General features: G+C 72.1%; 13 protein-coding genes and 5 tRNA genes. 15 read left to right on the top strand and 3 right to left on the bottom strand.

The features are described 5' to 3' along the window. Positions 1-26: 26 nt before the first annotated feature. Positions 27-1,466 (bottom strand): alpha,alpha-trehalose-phosphate synthase (UDP-forming), encoded by a 1,440-nt coding sequence (locus ACYVLJ_RS04805; protein WP_451969178.1) that lies wholly within the window; start codon positions 1,464-1,466, stop codon positions 27-29. Between the two features lie 82 nt (positions 1,467-1,548). Further along, entirely contained in the window at positions 1,549-3,048 is a 1,500-nt protein-coding gene (locus tag ACYVLJ_RS04800) for a threonine/serine exporter family protein (protein WP_451969176.1), read from the bottom strand. A gap of 198 nt (positions 3,049-3,246) precedes the next feature. Between ACYVLJ_RS04800 and ACYVLJ_RS04795 the strand changes: the two genes are divergently transcribed. The 11 genes from ACYVLJ_RS04795 to ACYVLJ_RS04745 all read left to right on the top strand — a co-directional run bounded on the left by ACYVLJ_RS04795 (position 3,247) and on the right by ACYVLJ_RS04745 (position 9,981). Next, positions 3,247-3,319, top strand: a tRNA-Thr gene (locus tag ACYVLJ_RS04795). A 28-nt stretch (positions 3,320-3,347) separates the two neighbouring features. Then, on the top strand, positions 3,348-5,027 hold the full coding sequence (locus ACYVLJ_RS04790) for a hypothetical protein (RefSeq protein WP_460437868.1): 1,680 nt from the start codon (positions 3,348-3,350) through the stop codon (positions 5,025-5,027). 127 nt (positions 5,028-5,154) lie between these two features. Then, the gene (locus ACYVLJ_RS04785) at positions 5,155-5,976 is read left to right on the top strand and encodes a CPBP family intramembrane glutamic endopeptidase (RefSeq protein WP_460437867.1); all 822 of its coding nucleotides are present in this window, start codon (positions 5,155-5,157) and stop codon (positions 5,974-5,976) included. Next, positions 5,973-7,136 carry a sensor histidine kinase gene (locus tag ACYVLJ_RS04780; protein ID WP_460437866.1) on the top strand — a complete coding sequence of 388 codons (1,164 nt, stop codon included), beginning with the start codon at positions 5,973-5,975 and terminating at the stop codon, positions 7,134-7,136. Before ACYVLJ_RS04785 ends, ACYVLJ_RS04780 begins: the two co-directional genes overlap by 4 nt. Next, the gene (locus ACYVLJ_RS04775; protein ID WP_460437865.1) at positions 7,133-7,783 is read left to right on the top strand and encodes a transcriptional regulator; all 651 of its coding nucleotides are present in this window, start codon (positions 7,133-7,135) and stop codon (positions 7,781-7,783) included. Before ACYVLJ_RS04780 ends, ACYVLJ_RS04775 begins: the two co-directional genes overlap by 4 nt. 307 nt (positions 7,784-8,090) lie before the next feature. Further along, a tRNA-Tyr gene (locus ACYVLJ_RS04770) sits at positions 8,091-8,176 on the top strand. A gap of 1 nt (position 8,177) precedes the next feature. Next, positions 8,178-8,249 (top strand) — tRNA-Glu (locus ACYVLJ_RS04765). Between the two features lie 18 nt (positions 8,250-8,267). Next, positions 8,268-8,339 (top strand) — tRNA-Val (locus tag ACYVLJ_RS04760). 2 nt (positions 8,340-8,341) lie between these two features. Then, a tRNA-His gene (locus tag ACYVLJ_RS04755) sits at positions 8,342-8,418 on the top strand. Between the two features lie 130 nt (positions 8,419-8,548). After that, entirely contained in the window at positions 8,549-9,415 is an 867-nt protein-coding gene (locus ACYVLJ_RS04750; RefSeq protein ID WP_460437864.1) for an alpha/beta fold hydrolase, read from the top strand. A 302-nt stretch (positions 9,416-9,717) separates the two neighbouring features. After that, positions 9,718-9,981: a hypothetical protein gene (locus tag ACYVLJ_RS04745; RefSeq protein WP_460437863.1), complete on the top strand. Its 264-nt coding sequence runs from the start codon at positions 9,718-9,720 to the stop codon at positions 9,979-9,981. Here ACYVLJ_RS04745 and ACYVLJ_RS04740 read toward each other — a convergent pair whose 3' ends face one another. Beyond that, complete coding sequence (locus ACYVLJ_RS04740; RefSeq protein WP_460437862.1) at positions 9,982-12,174, bottom strand: NB-ARC domain-containing protein; 2,193 nt, start codon at positions 12,172-12,174, stop codon at positions 9,982-9,984. 371 nt (positions 12,175-12,545) lie between these two features. Here ACYVLJ_RS04740 and ACYVLJ_RS04735 point away from each other — a divergent pair, with 371 nt between their 5' ends. The 4 genes from ACYVLJ_RS04735 (at position 12,546) to ACYVLJ_RS04720 (ending at position 20,100) form a co-directional block, all read left to right on the top strand. Beyond that, positions 12,546-13,529, top strand: coding sequence for a hypothetical protein (locus tag ACYVLJ_RS04735; RefSeq protein ID WP_451969160.1), 984 nt, complete (start codon positions 12,546-12,548; stop codon positions 13,527-13,529). Positions 13,530-13,731: 202 nt separating this feature from the next. After that, entirely contained in the window at positions 13,732-16,413 is a 2,682-nt protein-coding gene (locus tag ACYVLJ_RS04730; protein WP_460437861.1) for a tetratricopeptide repeat protein, read from the top strand. A 17-nt stretch (positions 16,414-16,430) separates the two neighbouring features. Next, entirely contained in the window at positions 16,431-18,212 is a 1,782-nt protein-coding gene (locus tag ACYVLJ_RS04725) for a protein kinase domain-containing protein (RefSeq protein ID WP_460437860.1), read from the top strand. Between the two features lie 4 nt (positions 18,213-18,216). After that, positions 18,217-20,100 (top strand): ATP-binding cassette domain-containing protein, encoded by a 1,884-nt coding sequence (locus ACYVLJ_RS04720; RefSeq protein ID WP_460437859.1) that lies wholly within the window; start codon positions 18,217-18,219, stop codon positions 20,098-20,100. Positions 20,101-20,123: the final 23 nt, after the last annotated feature.

The raw sequence follows: 20,123 nt of genomic DNA, 5'->3' as shown, positions 1-20,123 counted from the left end.
CAGGAGCTCGTGCATGGTCGTTCGGGTCAGTCGACCGCTTCGGCACCCAAAGCCTGTAGGAAAGAGCGCGCCCAACGATCGACATCGTGCGTGAGGACCTGGCGACGCATGGCGCGCATCCGGCGACGGCCCTCTGCCGGGTCGAGCGTAATGGCAGCCACTAGCGCGTCCTTCACCCCGTCCAGGTCGTGAGGGTTCACGAGGAACGCACTGGAGAGTTCCGCGGCCGCGCCCGCGAACTCGGACAGCACGAGCGCGCCCCCGAGGTCGTGCCGCGCGGCGACGTACTCCTTGCAGACGAGGTTCATCCCGTCACGCAGCGGCGTCACGACCATGACGTCCGCGGCCGAGAAGAACGCGGCCAGCTCGGTGCGGTCGACCGACTGGTGCAGGTAGTGCACCACCGGGTGACCGACGCGCGAGAACTCGCCGTTGATCCGCCCGACCATCTGCTCGATCTCGCCGCGCATCCGCTGGTAGTGCTCGACGCGCTCGCGGCTCGGCGTCGCGAGCTGGACGAACGTCACCTCGTCGGGCTGCAGCCTGCCCTCGTGCAGCAGCTCGTGCAGCGCCTGCAGGCGCAGGTCGATGCCCTTGGTGTAGTCGAGCCGGTCGACACCCAGCAGGACCGTCTTGGGGTTGCCGAGGTCGCGCCGCAGCTGCGCGGCCCGCTCCTGGACGCCCTTGGTGCGGGCCAGCGCGTCGAGCCCGGTCGCGTCGATGGAGATCGGGAACGCGCCGACCCGGACCGTCCGGTCGCCGACCTGCATGGTGCCCGGCCGCGACCGGACGCCGACCGCGCCGCGCGTCGACTCGAGGCCGATCAGCTGGCGGCACAGCCACAGGAAGTTCTGCGCCCCGCCGGGGCGGTGGAAGCCGACGAGGTCCGCGCCGGTCAGGCCGCGGATGATCGCGGCGCGCCACGGCATCTGCATGAACAGCTCGACCGGCGGGAACGGGATGTGCAGGAAGAAGCCGATGCGCAGGTCCGGTCTGAGTTCGCGCAGCATCGCCGGCACCAGTTGCAGCTGGTAGTCCTGGATCCAGACCGTCGCGCCCTGGGCGGCGACCTCGGCGCTGGCGTGCGCGAAGCGGCGGTTCACCTTGACGTAGCTGTTCCACCACGCTCGGTCGAACACCGGGCGCTCGACGACGTCGTGGTAGAGCGGCCAGAGCGTCGCGTTGGAGAAGCCCTCGTAGTAGTCGCGGACCTCGTCGGCGCTCAGCGACACCGGGTGCAGCACCAGGCCGTCGTCGTCGAACTCCTCGACCTCGACGTCCGGGATGCCCGGCCAGCCCACCCAGGCGCCCTTCCGGGAGCGCAGGAACGGCTCCAGCGCCGACACCAGCCCGCCCGGGCTGGCCGTCCAGCGGCGCTCACCGTCGGCCGTCCGTTCGAGGTCGACCGGTAGCCGGTTCGCCACTACGACGAAGTCGGCCTGGTTCCCGTTCTCCTTGTCACTCACAGCTGTCGCTCCTCGCGTCCTGGGTCGCGGCCCCAGAGTGAAACCCTATCGCGTGAGCGATGAACAGCCGGTGACCGCAGCGTTACTCCAAGCTTCGTTCGGTCGGTTCGAGCGGACCAGCCATGCGTGGTCCGGCGAACCGCCGCTCGAGCCTGCCCAGGCCGGTCCGTACCGGCTGGGCGAGCCACTCGCCGAATACCACGCCCGCTGCCAGCGCAAGCCCGATTGCGACGGCCGTCATGAGCGTCGAGATGTTCCCGCTGGGCTCGACGCCGATCTGGTACAGACCACGGTAGGTCGAGAGGCCCGGAAGCAGCGGAGTGATCCCGGACACGGCCACCACCAGTGGAGTAACGCCGAGGCGCCGGGCGAGCACGCCGCCGCAGAACCCGACGAGCGTCGCGGCGATCGCGGACGAGCTCACACCGTCGAGCTGGGCCAGCATGAGCGCGCCGTAGACGGCGGCGCCGATGCCCCCGGCGGCGGCCGCGACCAGCATCGCGCGGATCTTGGAGTAGCTCGCGAGCGCGAAGCAGGCGGCCGCGCCGGCGCCCCCGAGCACGACGAGCGGCAGCTGCTGCGGCGTCGACCCGCTGACCTCGGGCAACGGCGTGCGCGGCAGGCCGAGCAGGACGGCGATCCGCAGGGCGATCACGACGCCGGCGATCAGGCCGGCCGACATGAGCGCGGTCTCCATGGTGCGCCCGGCGGCGGTGACGTTGTATCCGGTGATGGCGTCCTGCACCGCCGAGACGGTGGACAGCCCGGACAGCAGCACGGTGACCGCGGCGGCGACGACCAGCGTCGGTTTGTCGGTGGTCAGGACGTTGCTGCTCACGATGGCCATCGCGGAGAGCGTCGCGATGGCACCGCCGAGCACCTGCTGGAAGAAGAAGGGCAGCGAATAGCGGTTGACGAACCGCCCGATCCGGTCGATGACCCCGCTGATGACGAACGCGACGAGCGCGATGTCGAAGCCCCCGCCGAGCAGGATGGTGATGAACGCGGCGACCCCGCCCCAGGACAGCGTCGCGACCCAGCGCGGGTACGGGTGCGGCGCCCGGGTGATCCGCTCCAGCTCGGTCTGCGCCTGCTCGGCGCTCATGTTCCCGCGGACGATCTTCCGGATGAGCTTCTCGGTCTCGGTGAGCCGCGTGTAGTCGAGGCTCCGGCTGCGCACGACCCGCAGCGCGGTCACCGGCGCGAGGTCGGTGCCGCGGTGGCAGGTGACGGTGATCGACGTGAAGATGACGTCGACCTCGCAGTGCGGCAGCCCGAGCGCGGCGGTGATGGCGAGGATCGTGGCGCTGACGTCCGACGCCCCGGCCCCGCTGGCCATCTGGTTCTCCCCGATCCGCAGGGAGAGGTCGAGCACGAAGTTGACGGTGGCGTCATCGGGCAGCTGAGGCCCCATGGCCTCCTCGGCGTCGACGGCGGGGAATTCGCCGGTGGGCGCCTCGAGCACGTGCCACGGCCGCCGCTTGAGGAGGTTCGGGCGGTGCGTGCGCGGTTTTTGTTCCGGAGGTTCGAGGAGGGGCCATCTGGTCGTGGTGCCCCCGTTGGTGCGCTCGTTGATCTTCATGATCCCGTCACCTCCTCGCTCTCGGCTCGCCGCAGACGCCCTTTTCACGCCCCTCCGCCCGGACCATCGACGCGGGTGTGTCGAGCGTTGCAGTGGCGTGCACCACGTAGGTCCATAGTGGCCTCGACCAGGTGATCGTGCCTCTCGAGGAGGATCTCCACGGCGGCCGATACACTGGGTCCGGCGCCTCGGCGCCAGGCCGCTATAGCTCAGCTGGTAGAGCATCTGTCTTGTAAACAGAAGGTCAGGGGTTCGAGCCCCCTTGGCGGCTCCTTCGGTTCCAGCCACCTGGGGGTCGTGTGACCGGCGCGCCGGCGTTGGAGCAGCTCGTCGAAGCCGGCCGGGCCGGGCGGGTGGTCGACCTGACCGGGGGCGATCCGGAGCACCGGGAGCCGGTCGACGCGTCGGTGCTCGTCGAGGTGCTCGCCGGTGCGCCGCGAGCCGTGCGGCTCAAGGGCGCGCGGGTCACCGGAGAGCTCGATCTCAGTGCCCTGACCATCGATTGCCCGATGTCGTTGGAGTCCTGTCACTTCGAAGACGCGGTTCTGCTGGCCGAAACCCAGGCGAAGTCCGTCAGCCTGCGGCACAGCCACGTTTCCGCGCTCCTGGCGATCGACCTGCGCACCAGCGGGAGCCTGCACCTCACCGGGCTCACCGTGGACATGCTCGTGATGCTGACGAACGCGCGCATCGGCGGTCACCTCGAGCTGGCCAAAGCCGAGCTGGGCGCCTCCGGGCAAGGGGCCCTGGCCGCCGGTGGGGTCGTCGTGGCCGGGGACCTGGTGCTCTCGGACCTGACCGTCCGCGGGGCCGTCGTGCTGTCGGGTGCGAACGTCGGGGGCGAGGTCGTCCTGGCCGACGCGAATGCGCAGGGGCTCATCGCCGACGGGATGACCGTGACCGGAACGGTGTCCTGCCACGGGTACACGACAACGGCCGGAGTTCGGCTGAGCGGGTCCAAGATCGGCGGCCACCTCGACCTCGACGGCGCGCGGCTGGGCAATCCGGGCGGGGTCGCCCTCGAAGCGAACGAAGTCACCGTGGGCCGTGGCCTCCGCATGGGTGGCGGGTTCACGGCCGACGGCGCGGTCCAGGTGGCCAACACGAACGTCGGTGGCCGGGTGCTCTTGACCGAAGCGGCCTTGACCGGACCGCTGATCGGCGACGGCCTCGTGGTCGGCGACGACCTGGACCTCGGCCCGGACCTGACGACGGCCGGCTCGATCAGCCTGCACGGCGCGCAGGTCGCCGGGCACGTCCGGTTCAACGGCGTCAGCACGGTGGCCGAGGGCGAGCCGACGCTCAACCTCATGCGCCTGCGCGCGGATTCACTCCTGCTGCTGCCGAAGGAACCGTTCCACGGCAAGGTGGACCTGTCCCGCGCCCAGGTCCGGGAGTTCTACGACCTGCCGGAGACCTGGGCACCGGGCCGGGCCATGCTCGGGTTCACCTACCAGGTGCTGCGCAACGACTACCTGCCCGTGCGCAAACGGCTGGCCTGGCTCCGGGACGGCACCGTCGGCTACGACCCGAGCGCGTACGACCAGCTGGCCGCCGCCTTCCGGCGGGGCGGGCAGGTCGAAGCCGCCCGCCGCGTCGGCTTGGCGAAGCAGCGGCACCGGCGCGAGGAGCTCAACCCGTTCGGCAGGCTGTGGAACCGGCTGCTCGCCGTGACGGTCGGCTACGGCTACCGCACCTGGCTCGCCGGGCTGTGGCTCGTCGCACTGGTGGCGTTCGGCACGATGCTGTTCGGCGGCGCGTACCGCGCGGACTTGCACCCGTCGGCCCCCGCCGGGCCGGCGTTCCAGCCGGTCGCCTACACGCTCGACGTCCTTGTGCCGATCGTCGACCTCGGCCAGAAGAAGGCCTGGTTCGCGCAGGGCCCGGCCCAGGTGTGGTCGTGGGTGTTCACCGGGGCGGGCTGGGTGCTCACGACGGCCGTCGTCGCCGGCGTCACCAACGCGCTGAAACGCGACTGAGCGGGCCTTGTCCCCCTTGCGAGCCACTCGCAAGTGTCCACTCCGCGGTGACGTTTCCGGGCCGCGGAATCCCTAGCGTTCGTCGCAGCCGCGGCGCGCTGGTCGCGGACCTCTCGAAGGAGTCGTCATGCGACTGTTCCTGCAGCTCGTGGTCGTGGCGGTCGTCGCCTTCGGCGGCAGTCTCGCGGTCAGTGCCGTCGGGTGGAACACCCCGCTCACCCTCGTTTTCGGGCTCGGCACCGCGGTGCTTTCCCTGCTCGCCTACCGGTGGATCGTGAACCGGACCGAGCACCGCGAGCCGGTCGAAGTCGCCAGGAACACCGGGGCGCTCGGGCGGGGGCTGCTCCTCGGGCTCGGGTTGTTCGCCTGCGTCATCGCGATCATCGCGCTGGTCGGCGGCTACGACGTGCTCGGGTGGGGCTCGGTCGCCGGGGCGATCGCGTTGTTCGGGTTCACCGCGGCCGCCGCCGTCACCGAAGAGCTGCTCTTCCGCGGGGTGCTTTTCCGGAACGTCGAACGGTGGATCGGCACCTGGGCCGCGCTCGCCCTCACCGGGCTGCTGTTCGGCCTCTCGCACCTCTTCAACGCCCACGCGACGCTCTGGGGCGCGATCGCCATCGCCGTCGAGGCCGGCGGCATGCTCGCCGCCGCTTACGCCGCCACGCGCACCCTGTGGCTGCCGATCGGCCTGCACTTCGGGTGGAACTACGCGGAGGGCGCGATCTTCGGCACCGACGTCTCCGGCACGAACGCCCCCGAAGGCCTCCTGCACGGCGTCGTGTCCGGGCCGGCCGCGCTCAGCGGTGGCGGGTTCGGGCCCGAGGCGAGCGTCTGCTCCGTGGTGGCCGGCGTGGTCGTGACGGCCGCCTTCATGCGGCTGGCCCGGCGGCGCGGCCACATCGTGCCTCGCCGGGGACGCGCCGCCGCGGCCGCTACTGTCCTCCCGTGACCGACCTCCGGCGCGTCCCGGACCGGTGGCGGCGGCTCGACGTCACCGTCCGGGACCTCGCGTTCGCGGTGCTGCTCGCGGGCTTGGCCCTGATCCCGGCGCTGCACGGCTACGGCACCCAGGTCGGCGATCTGCCGACGCGGCCCATGGACGGCGCGGCCTACGCGGTGGTCGCCCTCGAGTGCCTGCCGCTCGCCGTGCGGCGGCGATGGCCGGCCGTCTGCCTCGCGCTCGTCTCGGCCGGCTTCGCCCTCGACCAGATTTGGGCCTACCACACGGTTTCCGGCTCCGCGCTGCCGATCGCGCTGCTGAGCGCGGCGGCCCACCTGACGCGCTTCCGGTGGACGACCGTGGCCGTCGCTTCCGCCGCGTATGTGCCCTTGGCCGTCGTCCTGGCCCGGCACGGGTCGACCGAGGGCGTGACCGGCTTCGTCACCTTCTACCTGGCGCTGGCCCTCGCGTGGGGCATCGGCGCCTGGCTGCGGCAGTCGCGCGCCGCCGAGGCGGAGCACCGCCGCCACGTCGCCGAGACGACCCGCGCCGCCGAGCGCACGCGCATCGCCCGCGAACTCCACGACGTCGTGACCCACCACGTGACGGCGATGGTCGTCCAGACCGAAGCCGCGCGCTACCTGACCGCCGCGCCCGAACGGCTCGACCGGACCCTGAGCGCGATCACCGACACCGGGCGGCTGGCCATCTCGGACCTCCGGCAGCTGCTCGACCTGCTCGACCCCGACCACCCTTCCCTCGGTTCGCTGCGGGCCCTCGTGGAGCAGACGCGGCGGGCCGGGCAGCCGGTCGAATTCACCGAAGCGGGTGATCAGGTGCCCGGCACCGCCGACGCCGTGGTCTACCGCGTCGTGCAGGAAGCCTTGACGAACACGCTGAAGCACGCGTACGGCAAGCACACCGAAGTCCGCGTGCAGCACGACGAGAAGGAGATCCTCGTGGAGGTCACGACTTCCGGGCCGCCGAAACCGTCGGTGCCGTCCGGTAGCGTGGAAAACGGGGGCGCCCCCGCGGGCCCGGCGGTGCCGAGCGGAAGCGGGCGCGGCCTGGCGGGGCTGCGCGAACGCGTCGGCGCGCTCGGTGGCGAGTTCACCGCGGGCGGCGGCGGTGACGGCGGTTTCGTCGTCCGGGCTCGGATCCCGCGGTGATCCGGGTCCTCGTCTGCGACGACCAGGCGCTGATCCGCACCGGGCTCGCGACGATCATCGGCGCGCAGCCGGACCTCGAAGTGGTCGGCGAGTGCGCGGACGGCCGCACGGCGGTCGACCTGGCCCGCTCGCTGAAGCCGGACGTCGTGGTGATGGACGTCCGGATGCCGCTTCTCGACGGCATCGAGGCGACCCGGCGGCTCGCCGGCGCCGGGGTGGCGCAGCCGGTCAAGGTCCTCGTGGTGACGACGTTCAACCTCGACGAGTACGTGTACGAGGCGTTGCGCGCGGGCGCGGGCGGGTTCCTGCTCAAGGACGCTCCGCCGGCCCAGCTGCTGCACGGCATCCGCACCGTCGCGACCGGCGCCGCGCTGCTGGACCCGGAGGTGACGCGCCGGCTCGTCGGCCGCTACGCCGCGCGGATCCGGCCCGTCGCAGGCACTTCCGGCGACACCGCGCTGGCGCCGCGCGAGCTGGAGGTGCTGCGCCTGATCGCGAACGGCCTGTCCAACAGCGAAATCGCCGCGACGCTCGTGATCAGCCAGGAGACCGTGAAGACGTACGTGTCGCGAATCCTGGCCAAGCTGGATCTGCGTGACCGCGTGCAGGCCGTGATCTACGCCTATCGCACCGGGCTGGTGCATTAATTCGTTGACGCGTGCGCCGCGGTGGGCGATGATGTGTTCACCCAAACGAGCCGAGGAGTTGTCATGACGCACATCGAGAGGCGCGAGATGTATATCTCGGCCGTCCTCGTACGCGCGTCGGACCACCGGTTCTCCGTGCACGAACACCGGCTCCCGGCCATGACGTAGCAGTCGTCGTGCTCGCGGAGCCGCCCATCGGGAAACCGATCCGGGCGGCTTTCTTTTTGCGTTCTTTTTTCTGCGCTCGTCTTCGTCGTACCAATGCGGCGGACGCGAGTGCGCCCCGGCCTGCCGCGGCCGGGGAATCGGTGGAGACGGGGCTGTGGAGCCCCAGCCGGCCGTAAACCGGACGTCCTCGCGACACCGGGGGTTCGACTCCCTCCTCCACCACCACGGCGCGTTGGTCCAGCGGTACGGATCCCCGGTTCTCACCCGGGAGACCCGGGTTCGACTCCCGGACGCGCTACGCGAAGCGGTGAACGAACGTCCCGTAGCTCAGCGGAAGAGCACCCCGGTCACCTCGGGGTGGTCCCGGGTTCGAACCCCGGCAGGACGACTGTGGCCGAAGCCGAAGGAGACGAGGCCCCGGGCTGTGACCCCGGGCGAAGCCGGTGCGAGTCCGGCCGGCCACCCCACGCGCGCGGTTCGGCAACCAGCGGGGCCTCATGAGCCCCGCGGACGTGGATCGACACCACGGCGCGCGACCACGGAAACTGTCGGTGCCCCGGTTTAGGCTCGGCCCGAGTCCCGAACCGGGGAGGCAGCATGACCACCACACACGTACTGGAAACGCCGGAGGCCGACGTCGTCTACGACGTCCACGGCCCCGCGCCCGCCGACAGCCCGCGGCCACCGCTCCTCATGGTCGGGCAGCCCATGGAGGCGGCCGGGTTCAGCACCCTGGCGTCGTTCTTCCCCGAGCGGACCGTCGTCACGTACGACCCGCGCGGGCTCGGGCGCAGCGTCCGCAAGGACGGCCGGGAGGACCACGTGCCCGCCGTCCAGGCCGAAGACATCCACGGCGTCATCCGGGCGCTGGGCGTCGGCCCGGTCGAGGTGTTCGGGAGCAGCGGGGGCGCCGTCGCCGCGCTCGCGCTGGTCACGGCGCACCCCGAGAGCGTCCGCACGCTCGTCGCCCACGAGCCGCCGCTCGTGTCGGTCCTGCCCGATGCCGCGGCGGCCGAGCGGGCGAGCCAGGCCTTCCGGGACGCCTACCAGGCACGGGGCTTCGGCGCCGGGATGGCGGCGTTCATCGCGATGACTTCGTGGAAGGGCGAGTTCACCGACGACTACTTCGCGCAGCCCCTGCCGGACCCCGCCCAGTTCGGCATGCCCACCGAGGACGACGGCCGCCGCGACGACCCGCTGCTGACCGAACGCTCCCTGGCGGTCACGGCCTACGAGCTCGACGTCGACGCGCTGAGGTCGGCGCCGACCCGGATCGTGATCGCGGTGGGCGAGGAGTCCGCGGACGTCATGACGGGCCGCACCGCCCAGGCCACGGCCGCCCGCCTCGGCCGGCAGGCAACGGTGTTCCCCAGCCACCACGGCGGCTTCCTGGGCGGCGAGTTCGGCTACGCCGGCCAGCCCGAGGCGTTCGCCCGCAGGCTCAGGGAGGTCCTCGAAGACTGACGTGCGCTCAGCCTTCGGCGGCGACTCAATGCGTGGTCATGACGGTGTCCTCACCCCGGTTTCCGCTTCCCGGACGTTGATCGGCTGCCCGGGCGGCTTCGCTACCGCTCAGGGTGCGGTTGCCGGGGAATGTCGGGTTATTGACCGGTTTCCCGGCGGTGAGAATCCCACCGCGCCGTGGCCCGGTGCCTGCCGAACGCGACAGAAGGCCGACAATGGACGGTCCGTCGCAACGCGTTCCGCCGGCCCGGCGACTCGTCACCCAGGAATGCCGAACCGCTTCCTGGAAACGAGGAGGAACCATGAGTGCGGAACCGCAGTCACCCGTCGGCCCGGTGCCGGGACCGGCCGAAACCCGCCCGTACAGCGAGGCGAGCAGAGCGGGCTACGGTCTGCTGTGGACGGTGTGGACCGTCGTCCTCGCGATCGGCGGGTTCGTCCTGCTGGGCCACGGCTCGGTCTTCGCCGGGCTCGTCGGCCTGGTCCTGGCCGCGCTGGCTCTCCGCTACGCCTGGCGGATCTGGACCTGGCAGGCGAAGCGGCTCATCTTCTTCATCGTCTTCTGATCAGCCGGCCACCCGGTCCCGGTACTCGGCCTCGCCGAGCACGGTCCGGTCGAGGGTCACCCGGTACGCGGCGGCGTCCGCCCACCAGCGCGTCGCCGCCTCCCGGTCGCCGCGCCCGGCCGCGGTGTTGCCCAGGCCCGTCAACGCGCGCGCGTGTTCGTACTCGTTCCCCGCGTCGTCGGCCAGTTCGGCCGCCCGCCGGTAGCAGCGTTCGGCGTCTTCCCACTGGCCGGCGCGGAAGTGCACCCACGCCGCGCAGTTGACCGACATCACCTGGTCGTCCGGCTGCTGAGCGAGTTCGACGGCTTCCCGGGCGCGAGTCAGGGCTTCGGGGAACTGCTCCAAATCCGCCGCCGCGAGCGCGATGCCGCGCAGGGCGATGACCACGTTCCGGGTCCGCCCGGTCCGGCGGTAGACCGCCAGCACCGTGGTCAGGTCGGTCAGCGTCGCTTCGGCTTCGCCTCGGTACAGGCGCGCCCACGCCAGGCTCGACAGCGCGTCGGTCGCGCCGCGTTCGTCGTGCGCCTGCGTGAAGCACTCCCGGGCCTGTTCGTGGAGCCGGACGGCGTCGTCGACGTGGCCCGCCTCGACGTGGGCCATGCCGAGGTTGTTGAGGATCATCCCCGTGGCGCTCAGGTCGCCCAGCGCGCGCGTGGCTTCGAGCGCTCGCTCGTGCGTCCGGATCCACGGCTCGAACAGTTTCTCGCGGAAGAAGAACGCGCGGAGCGTGAAGGCGAGCTGCCAGCAGCGTTCGTGCAGCCGGTGGCGCGCGGCGGCGTCGACGATCTCGACGAGCATCGGCCACTGCGCGGCCAGCCAGGCGAGCGCCCCCCCGGCGTCGCCGAACGGCACGGCGGCCGCGGGCGGAAGGCCGGTGGCCGGGCGGAACCGGTGCGGCTCCGCGAGTCCGTCGGCCGCCAGGGTGGTCGAGAGCGCGTGATCGACCAGGCGGCTCACCGCGACTTCGCGGTCGTCCGGCGCGACCTCGGGGAGGGCGTGCTTCGCCGCGAACATCCGCATCAGGTCGTGGAGCTCGACGTACCCCCGCTCGTCGCGGACGAGCAGGTGGGCGTCGTGCAGCCGGTCCACCAGGCGGTCCGCTTCGCCCGCGCCCAGGCCGGCGAGGGCTTCGACGGCCCGTTCTTCCGCGGCGGTCGCGGGGTGGAGGGCGAGCAGGCCCAGCAGCCGCCGCTGGTCGCGGGGCAGGGAGGCGTAGGAGACGGTGAACGCGGTGGCGACACTGCGCTCCCCGTCGTCCAGCGTGCCGAGCCGGGTCGTTTCGTCGGCGAGCCGGTCGCGCAGCTTCGCCGCGGTCCAGCCACCGGCGACGAACCGGGCGGCCACGATGCGCACCGCGAGCGGGAGCCGGCCGCAGTGCCGGACGATCTCGGTCACGACGTCTTCGTCGTCCGGCGCGTGCTCGCCCGCGACGGACCGCAGGAGCCGCACGGCGTCGTCGAGCGGCAGCACGTCGACGGGGAAGTGCCAGGCGTCGTCGAGGGCGGGGAGCCGGCCGCGGCTGGTGACCAGGATCCGCGACGCCGTCTCGCCCGGGACGATCGCCCGGATCTGCTCGGCGGAGCGCACGTTGTCCAGCACCAGGATCATCCGCCGGCCGCGGAGCTGGTCGCGGACCAGGTTGGCCAGGCCGTCTTCGTCGGCGGGCAACTGGTCGGCCGAGACGTCGAGCAGCCGCAGCAGCCGGCCCAGCGCTTCGCCGGCCGAAAGCTCGGTCGCGCCGGGGGTGTGGCCCCGGAGGTCGAAGAAGAGGCAGCCGTCGGGGAAGGCGCGCGCGACCCGCCGGGCGGCGGCGACGACCAGCGCCGTCTTGCCCGCGCCGGCCATGCCGTGCACGACGCCGACGCGGGTGTCGTCCGGGTCCAGCAGGAGCGCGGAAAGCGCCTCGAGCTCGGTTTCCCGGCCGACGAAGTACGGTCCGCCGGCCGGCAGCCCGACGATGCCGCCGGCGCTGCGGCGCGCGGGGGAGGCCTGTTCCGCGGCGAGGGCGAGCAGTTCGCCCTTGGCGTCCAGTGCCCGGTCGCAGGCCTTGGCCAGGTCGTGGTTCACGCGGGCCTTGCCGTTCTCCACCTTGCTGAGATAGCCCTTGGTGAAATGCGCGGCGGCCGCGAGACCGGTCAGTGAAATTCCGGCAGCCGTCCGTCGACGTTTCAATTCGGCTCCAAAGTCCTGCATGGCTCGATCATCCTGTATTCGGCGAACGGTGGGAAGGATCGGCCGGCGGCCCGGGCCCGCCGGCCTGTTCCTGGTCAGCCCAGCAGGGAGACCAGCTGGCTGAGCACGATGACGAGGTGCGTGTGCATCGCGGCCACCTTTCCGTTTCGCATTTCTCGGATTGCCGAAGGATTTCGGCCGTTCCAGCCTCGCCCGGCCATTTCGGTGGCGACAGGCGTTTCTGGTTGACCCTCGAAAGGAAACGGTTCCCGGCGCCGTGACCAGCACTGTTTCCCGGTTCCGGAAACCGGGCGGAAACGGATGACGGCTTCGTGGCGGGCAGGGGAACATGAGTACACTTCCCCGAAGGCGAGCACGACGGAGGTGGCGGCTTGGCTCAGGAGGCGGCCGACGCGAAGATCAACGCGCTCTCAGCGGAGCTGAAACTGCTTCGCAAAGGCCTGGGCGTCCAAGCGAAGAACCTGCCCGGCGTCGTCGGCGAACAGTTACGTGAAGTGTGCGGTGTCCGCGACGACGACGGTCCGGGAACGGTCCGCGCCAAGGTCGTCGCCACGCTCGTCGCCCTGATCGGGAAGCTGCCCGAATCGCAGCGGGAAACCGCGCGGATCGTCCTGGGCTTCGGCACCGGCGCGAACGAGCGCTACACCGCGCGGCTCGAACTCCTCGGCACGGGCGCCGATCGCAACGTCCGCACCATGCAGCGCCGCGCCGACGACGTCCTCTACCTCATCGCCGAGGCCGCGGCCGAGCTGCCGACGGCCTTCCGCGCCTCGGCGGCCACCGGACGGCAGGACCCGTGGCACACGTCCGCGCTGGCGGTCCGGTTGACGCTCACGGGCGCCGCTGCCGAAGTCTTCGAAACCCGGCGAATCGTCAGCCACGTCTCCGGGCTCGCCGAAATCGAGCACGGCATTTCCCTGGCGCGGCCGGCCAGCACCACCGGTCAGCCCGATCTTTCCGGGCTCGGCATCGACGTCGTCGCGGGCGGTGAGGTGCATTCCGTGCGGATGGTCTCCTCGACGCGGGTCGCGTTCCGCCTGCGGCCGCCGCAGGCGCTGGACGCCGGTGACCAGCACGAGTTCTTCTTCCGCATCAGGCTGGAAGAACTGCCCGCGCCCTTCTACTGCTGCACGCCGGAATTCCCGTGCGAGAGTTTCGACCTCAATGTCCGGTTCGACCGGCAGGAACCGCCTTCGCGGATCTGGCGGATCGACGGCGAGTTCTCCAAGGACGCCGAGGATCCGGTGCCCGCGCGCAAGCCGCTCTTCCTCGACAACGCGGGCGAGGTGCACACCGGGTTCCACGACCTCCGGCCCGCGCGGTCCTACGGCGTGGGCTGGCAGCCGGCCCCCTGAGCGGAACCTCGGTGTGCGCGCCATGCTCCTCCTCGGCTTGAGCGCTTCTTCCAGCGTGCCCCATCCGGACGGGAAATGCCGCGTCGGAAAGACGACAAAAACGCGACAATCGTGCCCGGTCGGGCGGCGCCGGGTGTAACGGGAACCATTCCTCGGCCGACATCGGCGAGCGTCACGCTTTCCCGCTCCCGGCGAGGACAAAATGGGCCACGACGTCTTCCTCAGTTTCACCTGGTCGGACCGTGCCGAGGTGGACGCGCTCGAACGCGCACTCGAAACCGCCGGCGTGCGGGTTTTCCGTGACCGCGGGATCGACCGGTTCGAGGGCATCACCGAGAAGCTCGAAGCTGCACTGGCCGAAGCGAAAGTCCTTCTCGCGTACTACTCGCGCCGGTTTCCGACGCGGTACGCCTGCCAATGGGAACTGACTTCCGCCTTTCTCGCGGCGCAGCGCCTCGGCGATCCCCGGCGGCGGGTGCTCGTCGTCAATCCCGAGCGGGACAGCAACCACATCGCCCCGGTGGAACTGGAGGACGCCGCCTACTTCGGGGCGCCGAAGGACGACCGGGAACGTGCGCGGATCGCCGACCGGGTCGCCGAAATGGTCCGGCAGGCGGCCACACCGCTGGGTTCGGCCCGCAGCACGGCGCCGCTGCTGCCCCGGCTGCTGCGGCCCCGCCGGTTCGTCGGCCGCTACCGGCAGCTTTGGGCGATCCACAGCGCCCTGCACGCCCGCGAGCTGCCGCCCACCACCCCGCGGACGTCTTCGGCGCTCGCCGTCGTGCGCGGGATCGCGGGCCTCGGGAAGACCAGCCTGGCCGAGCAGTACGCCTTCCTCTTCCGGGACGCCTTCCCCGGCGGGGTGCGGTGGCTGGACCTGTTCGGGCAGGACGACCCGGTCGGGGCGCTTTCGCGGTTCCACGCCCAGCTCCGGACGTTCGCGAAGGTCGCCGGCGACCTGCCGCCGGACCAGATCCGCGACGTCGTCGCCCGGCGCGTCGAAGCCGCCCGGCAACCTCAGCTGTGGGTCATCGACGACGTCCCGTCGGAGTTGCCGGCCGACGTGCTCGACCAGCTGGTCATGCCGACGTCGTACATCCGGACCGTGCTCACGACGCGGTCCGGCAACCCGGACTGGCCCGCCCCGGTCATCGACCTCACGGGGCTGTCGGAAGACGAGGGTTCCGCGCTGTACACGGAAATCGTCGGGTCCGACGACCCCGTCGAGCTGGCGGCCGTGCGCCGGCTCGTCGAGCGGTGCGGCGGGCACCCGATCGTCCTGACGAGCGTCGGCACCGCGCTGCGCGACCGGCGGGGCGCGGTCGACCACACCGGTTTCCCCGATGTCCTCGACGCGGTCAAGGGCACGACCGTGGACGTCCTGCGGCAGGCGGTCGACGGCTGCGGGCGGACCGCGCGGCGCGTCCTGCGGATCGCCGCGGCGATCTCCGGGGCACCGGTGCCGCCGGACCTCGTGCGGCGCGTCCTGCCGGGCGAACCGGTCGAGGACGCCGTCGCCGCATTGGCGAGACGCGCGCTGCTGACCCACCTCGGCTCCGGGTGGGACGTCCACGCGCTGGTCCGCGAGGCGGCGGGCCTCGACGACGACCTGACGCGCAAAGCCGCCGAGGTCCTGCTGGAGCTGGCCGAGGACACCGCACACCTCCACCAGCACGCGGCCGCGCTCGCCGGGCACGACTGCGTGCCCGCGGACCGGCGGGCCCGGCTGCTGCGGATCGGGCTGGACCGGTTCCGCGACCAGGGCGACATCGTGGCCGCGCGGGACGCGGCGAACCGCATCCTGGGCCTGGCGGGCGCGGGCCCGGCGGACCGGGTGGCCGCCGCCGCGGCGCTGGTCGAGGCCGGTGACTTCGCCGAGGCCGTCGCGGTCTGCCGCCCGCTCGCGGGCGCCGAAGCCTTCCGCGCCCGGTTGACGTGCGCCCGCGCGCTCGACCAGCTCGGGCGGTACGCGGACGCGGATCCGCTGTGGCCGGACGAGGTCCCGGAAGCCCTACCGGACCGGGAAAAAGCCGAAGCCCGGGTGGCGATGGCCGTCGCGAAGCGGATGCGCGGCCGGTTCCGGGACGCGCTCGGACTGCTCTCCACCGGCGACCCGGACCCGCGGGCGCGCCTGGAACTGGCCCGGCTGCGGATCGTCACCGGCGACCTCAAGCCGGCGCGGACGATCGCCGAGTCGGTCATCCGCGAGTACGACACGCCGGACCACGAACGCCACCCGCTGCGGCTGGAGGCGATCGGCGTGCACGCCGAGGCCCAGATGTCGTTGGACCTCACCGAGTTCAAGGTGCGCGACGAAGGCTGGGACGCCCTGGAAGCGCAGCTCCGCTCGGCCCGCGACAGCCTCGCCGGCCTGCTGGGCAGCGAGAGCCCGCTGACCCTGGCGGCCGGCGTCCGGTGCGCGCGGGCGTCCGTCACCCGCGGCCGCCCGAAGCGGGCCCTGCGGGAGTTCGCGGAGCTCGAACCGCGTGTGCGGGACGTCTTCGCGGAGCACCACCCGCTCCACCAGTGGCTGCGGTATTCGACCGCGCAGGCGTACGCCCAGCTGAAGGAGTACGAAGACGTCGCCGTGATCCTGCGCGTCCTGCTGGAAAAGCAGCGGGAGTCGATCGGGCCGTACCACCCGGACACCATGCGGACCCAGCTCGACCTCGGCATCGCGCTGGCGCTGAACGGCGACAAGGACGAAGCCGTCCCGCTGGTCGTCGAGGCGGAACAGCGGATCGGCGAAGCACTCGGCTGGCGGGCCGAACTCCGGAACCGCGCCGGCATCACCAGAGCGCTGATGAACCTCCCGGTGATCATCTGGCAGCTCTTCCCCCACCTCGAAAACCTCTTCGGGAAGAAGAAGCCCGAAGAGGACTGAACCGCTGGAGGTCGTGAATGGAAAAGCCGTTGGGCAGCCGCTACCGGCTGGGTGACCCGCTGGGCACGGGTGCGATGGGCCGGGTCTTCGCCGGCTCCGACGAGCAGGGGCACGCCTACGCCTTCAAGGTGCTGCGCGACGAGCTCGTCGAGGACCCCGAACAGGTGGCGCGGTTCCTGCAGGAGCGGTCCATCCTGGTGGGGCTGCGCCACCCGAACCTCGTCGGCGTGCACGACCTGGTCGTCGAGGGCGAAACCGTGGCGATCGTGATGGACCTGGTCGGCGGTGGCGACCTCCGGGCGCGGCTGAACGCCGAGAAGACGTTGCTGCCGTCGGAAGTCGCGCGCATCGGCGCCGGGGTGGCGTCGGCGCTCGCGGCCGTGCACCAGGCCGGGGTCGTGCACCGCGACGTCAAACCGGAGAACGTCCTGATGGACGGCACGGTGCCGCGCCTGACGGACTTCGGGATTTCGCGCCTCGCGACGGCCAGCGACCTCGGCCGCCGGTCGCTGCTCGTCGGGACTCCGCAGTACCTCGCGCCGGAACTGGGCAAGGGGCTCGACGCGGCACCCGCGTCGGACCTGTATTCGCTCGGCATCCTGCTGTACGAACTGTGCTGCGGGGTCACGCCGTTCGCCGGGCAGTCGACGTTCGCCGTGATCCGGCTGCACGAAACCGCGATGCCGGGCCGGCCCGCCGGGGTGCCCGACCAGCTGTGGGACGTGCTCACCTGGTTGCTGGCGAAGCGGCCGGCGGACCGGCCCGAGTCGGCCCAGCAGGTCGCGACCATCCTCGACGCGCTCGTGCTGGAACTGATGAACCAGCCGCTGGTCCTCCCGCTCGCCACGCCGCCGCCCCCGGTGCCGCTCGCCGAACCCGGCGCGGGCACCGAGACCGTGTTCGGCGTGCCCGCGCCGCCGCCGTCCAGACCGCTGACGGCGGGCCCGCCGTCCACCCCGACCGGAGCGAACATGCCGAACCGCAAGCGCCGCCGGGGACCGGTGGTGGTGACCCTGGTCATCGTCTTCGCCCTCCTGGTCGGCGGCTGGCTCGTCTTCCGGCCGGCGCCGAACACCACCGCGGCCTCGGGCAACTCCGTCGCCCCGGCGACGTCCGCCCCGGCGCCGGTGTCCACAAGCGACTCGCCGACGGTGACGACCACGGCGAAGCCCAGCGTCATGCCGAACGTCGTGGGCAAGAAGCTCGCCGACGCCCAGGACGCGCTGCCGGGCGTCCAAGTGTCCACAGTGGACAAGATCGACGCGACGGCCGCCGACGGCACGGTGATCGAGCAGGACCCGGCCGCCGGTGCGGCCATCGGTGACACGGTGAAGCTGACCGTGGCCCGCCAGGCCCAGCTGGTCTACCTCGACTCCGTCGAACCGGCCAGCGGGAGCTGGAGTGGTGAGAAGGGCGCCAACATCGCGGGCAAGGCCTACCTGCACTCACTCGGCGCCGAGGCGTACTCCGGAACGCGCACGGAAGCGGTGGAATACAACATCTCCAAGGGATTCCGGCGCTTCACCGCGACCGCGGGTATCGAGGACAACGCGGGCGATTCGACGTTGAAGATGCAGCTGGAAATCTTCGCCGACGGCCGCGAGATCTTCAACAAGCCGGTGGCCTACGGAACACCGACGCCGATCGACCTCGATGTGAGCGGGGTGCTGCGGCTGCGGTTCCAGTACGAAGGCGTCGCGGGCCGCGAATGCTGCACGCGGAGCTACCTCGTGCTCGGGACCGCCGAACTGCTGGGCCTGCCCGGCGAGGTGCCGACGTCCCCGACCACCACCGGCTGACGGCGTGTGGATCGGGAACCGGGTCCGGATCACCATCGGGCGGGCCGCCGACAACGACGTCGTGCTGGGGGACCTGCAGGTCTCCCGGCGCCACGCCCGGCTGGAACGCGTCAGCGGGGCATGGCGGCTGACCGATCTCGGCAGCCGGAACCCGACGCTGGTCAACGGCGTCCCGGTCGCCGGGCGGGCGCCGATCGCGGACGGGGACCGGATCACCGTCGGGGCCACCGATCTGCGGGTCGACGGCGACAACCTCGTCGCGACCGGCGGGGAGCGCACGCGGCTCGTGGCCGACGACGTCGGGTTCGCCGTCGGGGAGAAGCGGTTGCTTGCGGGTGTTTCGCTCGACCTGCGGCCCGGACAGCTGGTCGCCGTCGTCGGGCCGTCCGGGGCGGGGAAGTCGACGCTGCTCAAGGTGCTCTCCGGCGAGGTCGCGCCGACCACCGGGCGCATCACCTACGACGGTTACGACATGCACCGGCAGCGCTCGGCGGTGGCCCGGCGGGTCGGGGTCGTGCCGCAGGACGACGTCGTGCACACGCGGCTGACCGCGCGCAGTGCGCTGTCCTACGCGGCCAAGCTGCGGCTGCCGGACGACACCGGCGCGGCGGCCCGGCGGCAGCGGGTGACCGAGACGCTGGCCGAAGTCGGGCTCGCCGAGCACGCGCGCACGCCCATCCACCGGTTGTCCGGCGGGCAGCGCAAGCGCGTCTCGATCGCGCTCGAACTGCTGACCGCGCCGTCGCTGCTGATGCTGGACGAGCCGACGTCCGGCCTCGACCCGGCGCTCGACAGGCAGATCATGGGCCGGCTGCGCGAACTGGCCGACGCCGGCCGGACGGTCGTGGTGGTCACGCACAACGTCACCAACCTCGACGACTGCGACCTGGTGCTGCTGCTGGCCCCGGGCGGCGTCCCGGTGTTCAGCGGGCGGCCCGCGGAACTGCGGGCGCGGTTCGGCACGGCCGACTGGGCCGACATCTTCCACCGGGTGATCGCCGGGACGGCGCCGCCGCACCAGCCGTCGCCGGTGGGTCCGGCGGCGCCGCCCGAGGCGGCCATCGAGCCGCCGCCGGTCCGCGCGGGACTGGGGCACCAGGCCGGCACGCTCGCCGCGCGGCACCTGCGGCTCGTCCTCGCCGATTCCGGGTACGCGCTGTTCCTCCTGCTCGTGCCCGTCGTGCTGGCCGTGCTCGCGCTCGCGGTGCCCGGTCACGAAGGGCTGCGACGGCCGGGGCCGGACCACCCGACGGAGGCCGCGCAGATGCTCGTGCTCGTCTTCGTCGGCGCGGCTTTCATGGGTGCCGCGGCTTCGGCGCGTGAGGCCGTCGCCGAACGGGCGATCTTCCTCCGCGAACGGGCCGTCGGGCTCCGGCCCGGCGCGTACGCGCTCGCGAAGGCCGGCGTGTTCACGCTCGTCGCGGCCGTGCAGGCGGCGGTGCTCGTCGGCGTCGTCACGACGGTCAAGCCCGGGCCGGTTTCGGCGGTCCTGCTGCCGCGGCCGGTCGTCGAGCTCGGGGTCGCCGTCTGGCTGACCGCGTTGGCGTCCTGCCTTCTCAGCCTGCTGGGGTCGGCGCTGGTGCGCTCGCTCGAGCAGACGACGCCCGTGCTCGTCGTGACCGTGATGGCGCAGCTGGTGCTGTGCGGCGGGATGATCCCGGTGGCCGGGCGGCCGGTGCTGGCGCAGCTGTCCTGGCTGGCTCCGGCGCGGTGGGGCTACGCCGCCGGGGCCTCCACTGTGGATCTGCCGCGGACCGGGCCGGCCGATGACCTGTGGACCCACGACTGGCCGTGGTGGCTGGGGTCCGTCGCGGCGTTGCTGCTGGTGTCCGCGGCCTGCACGGCGCTGTGCGCCGTCCGGATGAGGAGGCTGCGGCCGGGGCGGTGAACCGGCTTCGCGGGGCCGTGCGT

This window comes from Amycolatopsis stemonae, assembly GCF_054781455.1.
Note: the sequence above shows the minus strand (reverse complement) of the source record. Positions and strands in the feature narration are given on the sequence as shown.